The 12,427-nt window shown below is 52.2% G+C and carries 11 protein-coding genes; 3 read left to right on the top strand and 8 right to left on the bottom strand.

The features are described from left to right. Positions 1-12 precede the first annotated feature (12 nt). The gene (locus PsAD5_RS27745; RefSeq protein ID WP_084406055.1) at positions 13-483 is read right to left on the bottom strand and encodes an Lrp/AsnC family transcriptional regulator; all 471 of its coding nucleotides are present in this window, start codon (positions 481-483) and stop codon (positions 13-15) included. Between the two features lie 91 nt (positions 484-574). On the opposite strand from PsAD5_RS27745, the gene PsAD5_RS26660 reads away from it, so the two are divergent. Both PsAD5_RS26660 and PsAD5_RS26655 read left to right on the top strand, forming a co-directional pair. Next, a complete protein-coding gene (locus PsAD5_RS26660; protein WP_057463043.1) occupies positions 575-1,198 on the top strand; it encodes a LysE family translocator in 624 nt (207 codons plus the stop codon). A gap of 142 nt (positions 1,199-1,340) precedes the next feature. Further along, the gene (locus tag PsAD5_RS26655) at positions 1,341-2,018 is read left to right on the top strand and encodes an ankyrin repeat domain-containing protein (RefSeq protein WP_063294285.1); all 678 of its coding nucleotides are present in this window, start codon (positions 1,341-1,343) and stop codon (positions 2,016-2,018) included. Between the two features lie 47 nt (positions 2,019-2,065). Here the strand turns inward: PsAD5_RS26655 and PsAD5_RS26650 are convergent, their stop codons facing one another. From PsAD5_RS26650 to argC, 3 genes are all read right to left on the bottom strand, one after another. Beyond that, positions 2,066-2,602 carry a hypothetical protein gene (locus PsAD5_RS26650; RefSeq protein WP_208981631.1) on the bottom strand — a complete coding sequence of 179 codons (537 nt, stop codon included), beginning with the start codon at positions 2,600-2,602 and terminating at the stop codon, positions 2,066-2,068. Between the two features lie 88 nt (positions 2,603-2,690). Continuing rightward, on the bottom strand, positions 2,691-3,296 hold the full coding sequence (gene leuD / locus PsAD5_RS26645) for a 3-isopropylmalate dehydratase small subunit (RefSeq protein WP_057463042.1): 606 nt from the start codon (positions 3,294-3,296) through the stop codon (positions 2,691-2,693). 40 nt (positions 3,297-3,336) lie between these two features. Continuing rightward, complete coding sequence (gene argC, locus PsAD5_RS26640; protein WP_063294284.1) at positions 3,337-4,284, bottom strand: N-acetyl-gamma-glutamyl-phosphate reductase; 948 nt, start codon at positions 4,282-4,284, stop codon at positions 3,337-3,339. Between the two features lie 357 nt (positions 4,285-4,641). Between argC and PsAD5_RS26635 the strand changes: the two genes are divergently transcribed. After that, on the top strand, positions 4,642-9,450 hold the full coding sequence (locus PsAD5_RS26635; protein ID WP_063294283.1) for an NAD-glutamate dehydrogenase: 4,809 nt from the start codon (positions 4,642-4,644) through the stop codon (positions 9,448-9,450). A gap of 76 nt (positions 9,451-9,526) precedes the next feature. On the opposite strand, the gene PsAD5_RS26630 is transcribed toward PsAD5_RS26635, so the two are convergent. The 4 genes from PsAD5_RS26630 to PsAD5_RS26615 all read right to left on the bottom strand — a co-directional run bounded on the left by PsAD5_RS26630 (position 9,527) and on the right by PsAD5_RS26615 (position 12,242). After that, a complete protein-coding gene (locus PsAD5_RS26630; RefSeq protein ID WP_063294282.1) occupies positions 9,527-9,832 on the bottom strand; it encodes a hypothetical protein in 306 nt (101 codons plus the stop codon). A 152-nt stretch (positions 9,833-9,984) separates the two neighbouring features. Beyond that, entirely contained in the window at positions 9,985-10,242 is a 258-nt protein-coding gene (locus tag PsAD5_RS26625) for a SemiSWEET family sugar transporter (protein WP_063294281.1), read from the bottom strand. 165 nt (positions 10,243-10,407) lie between these two features. Continuing rightward, a complete protein-coding gene (locus PsAD5_RS26620) occupies positions 10,408-11,187 on the bottom strand; it encodes a GNAT family N-acetyltransferase (protein ID WP_057463037.1) in 780 nt (259 codons plus the stop codon). Between the two features lie 92 nt (positions 11,188-11,279). After that, positions 11,280-12,242 carry a hypothetical protein gene (locus PsAD5_RS26615; protein ID WP_063294280.1) on the bottom strand — a complete coding sequence of 321 codons (963 nt, stop codon included), beginning with the start codon at positions 12,240-12,242 and terminating at the stop codon, positions 11,280-11,282. Positions 12,243-12,427 lie beyond the last annotated feature (185 nt).

Below are 12,427 nucleotides of genomic sequence, written 5' to 3'. Positions count from 1 at the left end.
GCCAGCAGCCCTTTAAAGTGGCTTCTGCACGCGGCTCTCTTTAAAATCATAGATAATCGAGCTTTCGATCTTGGTGATGTAGGCCCGCTTTGTGAACTTCTCAAAGGCAAGGCTTTTCAGGTGATCGATATCGCGAACACGCAGATGGGCGACGATATCGTATGCTCCACTGATGAGCGTGACGGATTTTACTTCCGGTAGCCCAACAACCTCCTGCATGAATTCCTCCACCAGAAGTGCTTCGTGTCTGTCCAGCTGAATGAAGAACATTGCCTCAAAGCTCACTCCATAGGCTTTCGGGTCCACGACGGCATGGCTACTCTGTAAAATACCACTGTCTTTCAAACGCTTAATACGCTCATGGCAAGCCGATGGGCTCAGGTTAACCTCTGCAGCCACCTGTTTATTGGGAAGCAGTGCATTGTTCTGCAAAATTTCCAATATAACGAAGTCTGTTCGGTCGAGATGGTGAGAAGTGGTCATTTTTCGGAATCAATTCGATATTCGGAGGGTATGCGCCGCAGTATATTCGGAGAAAATTTGGAATAAAACCTCTCATAAGAAAATACTCTCAATGGCAGCGAATACCCTTCTCTTTTTGATCACCATCCTAAGTCTGATTATCGTGCCCGGCCCGGATATGCTGTATGTCACCAGCAGGGCACTTGCGAGCGGAAAACCCGCTGCCCTCAAAGCATCTCTCGGAATTTCAGCTGGCTATCTCGTGTTCACCGTTTTGGTTGCTGCGGGCTTTCAGTCTCTCTTCCTGGCGGAACCAAGGCTGTTTCAGGCAATCCGCTGGGTAGGTCTGGCCTACCTTATGTACCTGGCCTATCGCCTCTTCTTCGCAAGCGGCATGTGGACTTCAGAAGATGAGCAACAAGCACCAGCAGATACCAATGATCTGAAGTTCGGCTTCCTCACCAGTTTGCTGAACCCAAAGGGAATGCTCTTCTATTTCTCCCTGCTGCCGCAGTTCTATGTGCCGGAGGTTATGCCTTTCTGGCTCTACGCGCTGGTTTTCGGCATGGTGGCAAGCTTGCTCTGTCTGATTGTCTATTACGGCGTTGGCAGCCTCGTTTCTGGTCCTGCCCGCGTGTGGCTGGCAAACAGCAACAACGGCAAACGCGTCTCCATGCTCGCCAGCCTTTGTGTTTTTGCTGTCGGCATCTCTATGGTCGTTGCCGATATAGCGTAAACACATCTGCACGATCTTTTGAAAAGCGCATTGTAAATCAAGCCGTCAGCTTGTGATATGACTGCATGTCGCCTTCATGCAGTCATAGTTTGCCGCTTTGACTGAGCCAACCAACGTCTCACTCAAAGAGGAAATTGCTTCCATGCTAAACACCGTCAGTAAAGTACTCGCAGGAGCCGTCGTGGCTACACTGCTCACTCTGGGTGGGCCAAATTCTTCTGCGCTTGCTCAAAATTATTCAGAGCAAGACGTTTTTGCTGCAGTAGAGGCGAATGACATGAAGGCATTAGACCAAATCGCAAAGGCCGGAGCGTCACTGGATGCCCGTGACAGCTCTGGTGATACAGCGGTCATCGTTGCAGCCAGACGTGGAGACCTTGAGCTGGTCGAACACTTGGTCAAACTCGGTGCCAACATCAATCTGATGGATGCCAAAAAGCGTGATGTGCTGAACATCGCGATCACCACGAGTAACCCTGAACTGGCACGGTTGGCTCTGGACTTAGGGATCGACCCTTCCATGGTGACATCTGTCTATGAAGGCTCTGCACTCATCTACGGCAGCCATCAGGGGGCTGTCGAGATTGTTTCCATGCTGATTGATGCTGGCGCACCGCTTGATCATGTCAACAATCTGGGCTGGACTGCCCTTCTTGAGGCCACCATTCTTGGCGACGGCAGCGAACCTTATCAGACGATCGTCAAGAAACTCGTTGATGCCGGAGCTGACAAAACCATCGCCGACCGCAACGGTGCCCTCCCAATCGACCACGCCCGCAACAAAGGCCACACAGCAATCGTACAGCTCTTGGAAGACTAGGCTGCTTAAGCTGACAGAGATTGGTGAGGAAACAAGGCTCTTTAGCTTTAAGCCTCTTTAAGCAGCTTTTCCCAGTTGGACCAAGCTTTGGAAGCTGGGTCCTCACTAATCAACCGCAAGATCAGCCCTTCAAATCGCTTTCTGCTAGAATACCCAAGAGTTGAAAGAGGGGATCGAGTGAGCTTTTGGCCTGTGCGCTTATGGAAGAATTCCAGAAAGTTGTCATTAGCTTCAATGCGCTGAGCCAACTCAGGCAATGGAATGCCGGTAGCCTTCTCTATCGCGAGCCTAAAGTCCTCAATTGCTTCTTGCGAATGATCGAGGTGACTAAGTGCAATGCCGCGTTCTAAGTACAACATCGCAAGTTTCTTTTCTTCAGATGCGATGAGGGTGTTCAAGAAACCTGTTGTGATGGAAATGCTGCAGGCGCGGACTTTTCTCTCTTCATCAATACCAGGCTTCTGACAAGTTCCGGCAAAAATGCTGGCAGTGAAACCTAGAATCCAGATTGGAAGGAATAAGGCTGCGAAACTCCAAATAAATGTCGCCTTGAACGAGAAGCTCTTGCCAGCGTCTTTATTCATTCAGATCTCCAAGGATTGCACCGTGCGGAGTCCATATAACAAGGGCGCCACAAGGGCGCCCTGAAAAATTTGCTTTATACCAACTTGGTTAGTGCCAAGGATGGCTCAGTCCTAGTTTGTCTTCGTAGCTGTCGATGTGGTCGGTCTTTTGAAAAGTCTGACCAATGTCGTCAAGGCCATTCAGCAGGCAATGCTTGCGGTGTGGGTCCAGATCAAACTTGATTGAGCCACCATCCGGGCCGCGCACTTCCTGTTCTTCCAGATCAACAGTCAGTGTCGCGTTTGCACCGCGGGACGCATCATCCATAAGCTTGTCGAGATCTTCCTGGCTCACCACGATCGGCAGAATACCGTTTTTAAAGCAGTTGTTGTAGAAGATGTCAGCAAAGCTGGTGGAGATCACACAGCGAATGCCGTAATCCAGCAGAGCCCAGGGCGCGTGCTCACGGGAAGAGCCGCAGCCGAAGTTGTCACCAGCAACAAGGATCTGAGCATTCTCGTAGCTTGGCTTGTTCAGCACAAACTCTTCGTTCCTGGAACCGTCGTCGTTGGTCCGCATCTCATGGAAAAGTGCAGTGCCAAGGCCTGAACGCTTGATGGTTTTCAGAAACTGCTTCGGGATGATCATATCGGTGTCGATGTTGACCAGTGGCAGCGGCGCAGCAACGCCTGTCAGTGTACTAAACTTTTCCATGGACGACTCTCCTCGGATCTCTGGAATTCTCTAATTTTTATTAGGCTACAGCGAGATCAATGCTCTCGTTCAGGCCCATCATAATATTCAGGTTTTGGACGGCTGCGCCGGAAGCGCCCTTGCCAAGGTTGTCATAGATTGCGACCAGCAGAGCTTGGTGCCGGTCATCATTGGCAAAAACGTGCAGCTGCATTTTGTTTGTACCGTTGAAGATTTCCGGGCTCAGGTCCTCAATTGCGTTGACGCTTTCAAACCCTGCGACTTCCACATCGCCAGCAATGCTGGAGAAATGGTCATCAAGCACAGCGTGCAGGTCTTTGCCTGTCGGTGCGTTACGCAGTTGTCCCAGCTGCAACGGAACAAATGTCATCATACCCTGCGCATAGTTGCCAACCGCTGGCTGGAACAAAGGTGCATGGGCAAGGTCAGCATACAGCTGCATTTCCGGCAGATGTTTGTGTCCAAACTGCAAACCGTAAGGCCAGTAAGAAGACGGCTTGTCGCTGGCTTCATACTTTTCAATCATCTGACGGCCACCGCCAGTATAACCGGAAACTGCGTTCACAGTGAGTGCGTGGGTGGACGGAATAACCCCAGCTTCCAGCAGTGGACGCACAGTCGCGATCACGCCTTGCGGGTAACAACCCGGATTGGAAACGAAACGCGCGTTGGAAATGATCTCCGCCTGATCCTTCGTCATCTCAGGAAAGCCGTAGGCCCAATCTGGATTAACACGGTGCGCAGAAGATGCATCAATAACGCGGGTGCTGTCGTTCTTGATGAGCGACACGCTTTCCAGTGCAGCTGCATCGGGTAGGCACAGGATCGCAACATCAGCAGAATTCAAAAGCTCGGCACGAGCTGCCAGCTCCTTGCGGCGCTCCGGAGCGATGCTGAGGATCTCAATGTCACGGCGCCCGGCCAGACGCTCGCGGATCTGTAGACCCGTCGTTCCGGCTTCTCCATCAATGAACACGCGCACTGACATTTTCGACTCCTTGGAGCTTGTAGTTGGAATTAGGTTCAGGGGTTGTACAACGTCCATCACCCATTGTCACAGAATAGGGCGCGTTTTTTTAGGCCTCTGTCCTCAATTGGCAGTTGAGGGGGGCTCAAGCAACTTCAGGTTCACAGGAAAGGCTTTTCGAATATTACAAGAATTCCCGTATGTCGCTCACATCCGAACACATTCTACTGAAAACGATGTTTTTGCGGGATTCTTGTCGCGTTTCGCATTGAAATATTGAGTAAATGCACCTTAATAGGTTTCAAAGGCATAGGCCGCGTCCATGTGGCATGTTCGCGCAGCCTGTGCCGACTATAATGTTGGATGAGGAACGCCTGAATGTCTGTAACGACAGCCGAGGCTAAAGCTGGGCTTATTGCCGATACCTGTGCACTGCTAATTGACGATAACGAAGACGAAGCAAGGTTTGCTGAAGACCTCTTCTCTCACGCCGATGCAGAAGATCTCCTGAACTATACCCCATCAGAGCTTGCGGTCGTATCGCAGGAAGCCTGGGCTGATTTCGCAAATCACCCGCTGGGGACCCATCGTATTCGTGTGTTCAACCCGCAGCCAAACGCTGACGGCAAGCAGCTCGAAGACATTACCATCGTTGAAATCGTCAACGATAACATGGCCTTCCTCGTTTCCTCCGCGATGGGGGCAATCCAGACAGCCGGCTACGAAGTACGCCTCGTACTGCACCCGCTCTTCATCGTAGAGCGTGATGATGATGGCGGCCTGCAAAAGTTCCACGGCACTGTTGGTCTTGGAGGACCATCTGTTCGCCGCGAAAGTCTCATCCACATCCACCTTACACGTTTGAATTCTGATGAGGACATCAAGAAACTCGAAGAGACTCTTGACCTTGTTCTCAATGACGTCCGTCAGGCCGTGCAAGACTGGCGCCCAATGCGCGATAGAATCCAGCTGGCGGTTGAAGAATACCAGCAGGTTCGCGCAAAGGCAGACAACAAGCAGTTTGACGAAGCAATCGCCTTCCTTGAGTGGATGGCGGCTGATAATTTCACCCTCTTGGGGATTCGCGAATTCATTTTTGATGACACCAGCGAAAACAGCGAACTCTCTCTGATCGAAGGCTCAGGTCTCGGCATTCTGACCGATCCGAAGGTCCGGGTGCTCCGCAAGGGCTCTGAATTCGTTGTTATGACGCCGGAAATCAGAGAGTTCCTGCTGAAGCCGGAACCACTGATCATCGGTAAAGCCAACATCCGCAGCCGCGTCCACCGTCATGTTCACATGGACTATGTTGGCGTGAAGCTGTTTGATGATGAAGGCAAGCTTCGTGGTGAACTGCGCGTTGTCGGTCTCTTCACCGCAACAGCGTACACCCGCTCAACCAGCTCCATTCCTTATATTCGCCATAAGACCGCGAAAGTAATGAAGAAGCACGGCTTTGATCCGGAAAGCCACAGCGGTCGTGCACTTCGCAACATCTTGGAAGGTTATCCGCGTGATGATCTGTTCCAGATTGATGTTGAAACGCTCTCCAACTTTGCTGATGCGATTCTTCAGCTCAACGAGCGCCCACGTGTCCGTGTTCTGTCCAGAACCGACAAGTTCGATCGTTTCGTATCGATCATCACCTACATCCCGCGTGATCATTTCACCACGAGCATTCGTGAGCGGGTTGGTAAGTATCTGGCAAATGTCTACGAAGGCCGTCTGTCAGCTTGGTACGCAACGTTCCCTGAAGGGCCTCTCGTCCGCGTCCACTACATCGTTGGCCGTTATATCGGCGATACGCCTCAACCGACTCAGGCAGAGCTGGAAGCTTCCATTCAGGTCATTGTCCGTACCTGGACAGACAGCCTGCGAGAAGCGCTCCGCTCAGTCTATGGCAACGCCATCTCTGGCGCACTGTTGAAGCGGTATGGCTCTGCGTTTGATGGTGAATACACCTCCGCGACACCAGCGGTGACCGCGACCAAGGATATTCGCCGCGTTGAACAGCTGGGTGAGAAGCGCCCGCTTGTCATCAGCTTCTACAAGCGCGAGCGTGAAGGCAAGGGCCAGATTTCTCTGCGCGCCTACCACCTCAACAAACCGATTCCGCTATCTGCTCGTGTGCCGATGCTCGAAAATCTCGGGTTCCGCGTCATCAATGAGAGAACCTACCGGATTACACCGTCGGATCGCGAACTCAGCTACCTGCACGACACCACGCTGCATCTGGATGAAAACCGCTTCCGCAACTTCACAGAAGCAGACATCGAGCGCCTTGGTGCATTGTTCCTCGCAGTCTGGAACAAACAGGCTGAAAACGATGGTTATAACGCCCTCGCACTGACAGCAGGATTGGCATGGCGCGACATTGCTATGATCCGTGCGCTCTCCCGCTACTTGCGTCAGGCTGGAATCCTCTATTCTGAAGATTATATGTGGGGAACTCTTAACCGCTATCCACAGATCGCTCAGCAGCTGGTGCACCTGTTCCATACACGCTTCGATCCTACACTCGGAACGTTTGAACGTTCGGGTAAGGAGGGGCGTCTGATTGATGAGATTTCCGCAAGCCTTGATGAAGTAACGAGCCTGGATGATGACCGTATTCTCCGTCGTTTCCAGAATTTGATCCTGGCGACACTGCGCACCAACTTCTTCCAGTTGGATGATGCTGGCCAGCCAAAACCAACCTTTGCATTCAAACTTGACCCACATAAAGTGGAAGGTCTGCCAAAGCCGCTGCCGTACCGCGAGATCTTTGTGTACAGCCCACGCGTTGAAGGCGTGCACATGCGCTTTGGTCCGGCTGCTCGTGGTGGCCTGCGTTGGTCCGACCGCGCTCAGGATTACCGCACAGAAGTGCTGGGCCTTGTGAAAGCACAGCAGGTCAAAAACGCTGTGATCGTTCCTGTTGGCTCAAAAGGTGGTTTCCTGCCGAAACAGCTTCCAAAAACAGGCAGCCGTGACGAGTGGATCGCAGAAGGAACTGAAGCCTACAAGATCTTCATCTCCTCCCTGCTGGATCTGACAGATAATCTGGACGCTGACCTCATCCTGCCACCAGAGCTGGTTGTTCGTCACGATCAGGACGATCCATACCTCGTTGTGGCAGCTGATAAAGGCACCGCGACCTTCTCAGACACCGCAAACGCGATCTCAGAAAGCAAAGGCTTCTGGCTGGGCGATGCATTCGCGTCCGGCGGCTCCGCTGGGTATGACCATAAGAAGATGGGCATCACCGCACGCGGCGGTTGGGAAGCTGTGAAACGTCACTTCCGCGAAATGGACCGTGACATCCAGAAAGAACCATTCACCGCATGTGGTGTTGGTGACATGTCTGGAGACGTGTTCGGCAATGGTATGCTGCTTTCAAAGGCAACCAAACTCGTTGCTGCCTTCGATCACCGCGACATCTTCCTTGACCCGAACCCGGATCCAGCTGTGACCTGGGAAGAACGCAAGCGTATGTTCGATCTGGGGCGTTCGTCCTGGCAGGACTACAACAAGGAACTGATCTCAGAAGGCGGCGGCATCTACCCACGTTCTTCCAAGTCTATTCCTCTGACCATTCAGGTTCAGAAGATGCTCGGCCTCAACAAGTCGAAAGCATCTCCTCAGGAAGTCATGACCGCTATCCTGAAGATGCAGGCAGACCTGCTGTGGTTCGGTGGTATCGGCACATACATCCGCGCTTCTGATGAAAACAACAGCGATGTGGGCGACCGCGGCAACGACGCAATCCGTATCACAGCAGCTGAAGTCGGTTCGAAAGTCATCGGCGAAGGTGCAAACCTCGGCATCACTCAGAAAGCTCGTATCGAGTTCTCTCGTGCCGGTGGTCGCTGTAACTCCGATGCGATTGACAACTCCGCTGGTGTGAACTCCTCCGATATGGAAGTGAACATCAAGATTGCGCTGGGCGCTGCAGTTAAGAAGGGTACGCTGACCACTCCGGACCGCAACGTTCTGCTGGCAGATATGACAGACGAAGTTGCTCAGCTGGTGCTGCGTAACAACTACCTGCAAACTCTGGCAATCTCCCTTTGTGATCGTCGTGGTCTTGAAGATTTGGGCTATCAGGTCCGCATGATGCGTCAGCTCGAATCTCAGGATCTGCTGGATCGTGTTGTTGAAGATCTGCCAGATGATGTGACCATTGAAGAACGTGAAAAAGCAGGTCAGCACCTGTCTCGTCCAGAACTGGGCGTGCTGCTGGCATATGCTAAACTCACGCTCCATGATGAGTTGCTGAACAGCTCCGTTCCTGATGATGCCTACCTCGCGAAAGAGCTGTACCGCTACTTCCCGAAACAGATGGCAGAGACCTACACTCAGGAAATCGAAGGACACCGTCTGCGTCGCGAAATCATCGCAACAATGCTGGCGAACTCCATCATCAACCGGGGTGGCCCTGCATTCCTGACCCGCATCATCGATCAGACCGGCGCGTCTGTCGCTGATGTAGCACGTGCCTTCGCCGTAGTGCGTGATGCCTTTGGGCTGACCCAGCTGAACGAAGAGATCGACCGTCTCGACAATACCATCTCCGGTGATCTGCAGCTAGAACTCTACACTCTGGTTCAGGATTTGGTGCTGGGTATGGTGATCTGGTTCCTGCGCAACGTCTCCTTCGAAGACGGTTTGGAAGCAGCGATCAACCGCTTCCGCGATACCGTCAAGCGTCTGTCTCCACGTCTGGAAACATTCCTTTCCGAAGAACGGGCAGCGACGCTCAAAGCGGAAACTGATCGTCTGGTGGAAGCTGGTGTTCCAATCATGATCGCGGCTCGCATCGCCCGTCTCATCGGCGAAATGGTGATCCCGGATATCGTTCTGGTCTCTGAAAAAGCCAACCGTGACGTGGATGAAGTTGCAGCCTCCTACTTCCGCGTGGCCGAGCACTTCAAGTTCGGTGCGATTGAAGAGCTGGCTCGTGAGTTTGTCATTCGTGATTACTACGACGGATTGGCACTCGACCGTTCCCGCTCCATCCTGGCAAATGCTCTGCGTGATCTGGCTGCTCAAGCCCTTGCGGACGAAAAAGGCTTTGATGGCTGGCTGGAACGCAATGGCGGTAAAGCTGAAAGAACACAGCAGGCAACCAACGAGATTCTGGAGAAGAACCTGTCGGTTTCCAAGTTCTCTGTGGCAGCTGGCATGCTGGCAGAGCTTGCAAACTAAGCTCTGCGAACAATACAAAAAACAAAACCCCGGTGCAGCACCCTGCACCGGGGTTTTTCTTTGCCTGAGATCAGAATTATCTGTTCTTGGCGTTCTTCTCTTTTTCCATCGCCAGCCGCATTTCAAGGTCGGAGATATGCTTCATTGCGGCCTTTTTGTCCTCATCGCCGGTAGCAGCGCGGTACTTCTCACGCGCTGCGGCAATATCATGGGTCAGCTGCACTTCGCGAGGGGCGGCAGCACGATCAAGCACACTCTTGTCTACGCCTTCGATGCGCTCTTCTTCGACCTTGGTTCCTGACTTTGAACGGAGCGCTTCCAACTGCGCTTTGAGTTCCTGTTGGGCGGCGGCGTTCTTATTGTTTTTATTGAGGTCGAACATGCTGGTTCCTTCTCACGTGTCAAAACATATCGTCCCCATAGATATGAATTTAAACCAGCGTCTCTGTCTATTACGTCCTGAAAGGTGTGCTGAACCTGAGCTTAATGCTGTGGGCCTCTATCTATTCAAATCCGACCATTCTGTGCGCGACCTCATTTATAGACCAGCTTGGCGGTCACAATCGCACCAACCGCGATAATGGAGATGATATTGCCAACAACAAGCGGCCAGGCCTCCATCATGATGCCATAGACAAACCAGAGCACTACAGTGCTCAGCACAAGAAGGTTTGCAGCAAGGGAGAGGTCTTTTGTCTCGCGAGACCGCCACGTTTTCACGGTCTGAGGAAGCCAGCATAAGGTGCCAATAATGGCAGCGAGATAGCCGATGTAATCTGCATAAACGAGCATAGTGATAATCGCATTTGTAATGTGAGATAAGAAAAGCTTGGGTAGGTGAAAACAGAGTAGCACAACATGAAATCTAGCGTAATAGGTGCGTGTGCGGCAGGTCTTCGCACAAAAAAGCCTCGGGCGCACCGAGGCTTCATCATCATTAGATCGGCTAAGAGGTCGTTAAAAGACTCGGACCTCTTCTCGTGCAACCAGTTCGGACAGCGTTTTGATGCGCGCGCCGTTTTCTTTGAAATTCGCAGGCGAAAGCCATTTTTCAAAGGAGGCACGCAAAACGGGCCATTCGCTATCAAGCACTGAGAACCAGGCCGTATCCAGGTTCTTGCCTTTGACAACGGATGCCTGACGCAATGTTCCCTCGTAGCTGAAGCCAAGGCGTACAGCTGCTTTGCGAGACACTTTGTTCAAGGCATTACACCGCCATTCATAACGACGGTAGCCCCATTTATCGAACACTCGCTGCATCATCAGGAACATCGCTTCCGTACCACCGCACTTGCGTTGCAGCAGGGGGGAGAAGTGGATGTGCCCAACTTCAATGCTGCCAGTTTCAGGCACAATGTTCATATAACTCGCAACACCAAGAGCTTTCCCGCCTTCTTGTTCAATGATAGCAAATGAAAACGGGTCGTTCCCGGCAGCCAACTCCTTGATGTATTGCTCAAAGCTTTCAAAGTCTGGAAAAGGGCCTTCATCCAGATAGGTCCAGTTGCGGCCTTCTGTATCAACGCTGAACGCCTCATACAGGTCTTGCGCATGCTTTTCGGGATCCAATCGCTCCAGTCTGCAAAAGTGACCGACCATCGTCTCGTCTGTCGGCAGCTGAGCCGGAGCCCAATCCAACATATCTTCGCCCACGACCTGCCCCAGTTCATTCTGGTTTTGAGAGGGATCCTTTTCGGATTTCTCTGCGGATTTCAGTGCAGCTAGATATGCAAGCATTTTAGGCCTCCTCGGAATGTCCCGATCTGGAAAGTTTAAAGCACCAAAATGACAAAACCCCGACCTTTCAGTCAGGGTGTCATCATCAGGTATTAAAGGCGTTCAGAAGGATCGTTCTTTCTTACAAGAGCAGAACTTCCGCGTTCATTGTCGTCCTCTTCTTTCCTCGAAGACGTAAACGCCCAGAAACTCCGCTTAATGTCACCTTTGGCAAAACAGTCGTAAAAGTCGCGACGTCCATACATGGAGTTCTTGCTACAGCCGTAGCCGTACCAGTAGCAGGTATCGCTTTTCTTCACTTCAATGTGGCCGTGGCGATTGCGTTTGTCGCGGTTATAAACGCAGATCGAGCCATCTGGCGCACGATCAGGGCTGCTCACGCGCAAGCGTTTGAAGCCATATTTCGGGAGAGACTTGATCGCCATGTAAGCCGAGCCACCCGGAATGTAGGTGTCTACCAGACCTTCAGAAATCAGATGCTTCTTCACATAGCGGTAGCAGTAGGTCATGCCGCGGCGGCGACGAGCAGAGCGAACACGGCCAGAGCTTGCAGCCAGCACTGCGCCAGCATAGCCAATATAGCTGTCTTCTTCGCTACCGGCGATCTTGTCTGCTTCGTCACGGCTGAGTTTGGCAACTTCAGTCAGCGTGTAAGTAGAAAAATCTGCTTTGGAAACGTAAATGTCAGAGGTGATGCTGCCGTCTTCATCTGGCTGGTCAACACCCAGACGAACCAGCTCGCCTTTGGTTGGGTCAGTCGCCCAGTCCAATACGCTCAGCTGTGCACCAACAGGTAGGATTTGTTGAAGAGAGGAGCCTGCCTTGCCGTCTTCAGCTGTCACCCAGCCCTTAGCAAGAATTGGCTTGGCAACATTATAGTTGCCGGAGGTGGTCATCTTGTTTTGCGGAAGAGTATCTTTGCCGGAGAGCAGAGAAATTGGTTCCTCAGACAAGGAAAGATCACCAAAAGAAGCGTTTGGCCCTGCAGCAACTGCTGTAGTGAGAACCAGAAAACTAAACCCTGCATACGCGGATACTTTTGCAAGCTGTAGCATAATTCCTCCGAAAGCCCTTTTTAGGCACAGCGGCACCGGTTCCCGCGCGCGTTGCATGCGAGATTGCTGGAACTTGGCAATAAGAAACGGTCGAGGCGCTCACACGCTTCGTGGTTCATGCCAGTCTGATGATGGTGCGCAGCTGTCGTTTTACTGACGCAAGCTCCTGCTCGGGGGCATCTTGC

The organism is Pseudovibrio sp. Ad5 (assembly GCF_001623095.1).
Lineage (GTDB): Bacteria > Pseudomonadota > Alphaproteobacteria > Rhizobiales > Stappiaceae > Pseudovibrio.
This window is presented reverse-complemented; position numbering and strand designations above follow the sequence as displayed.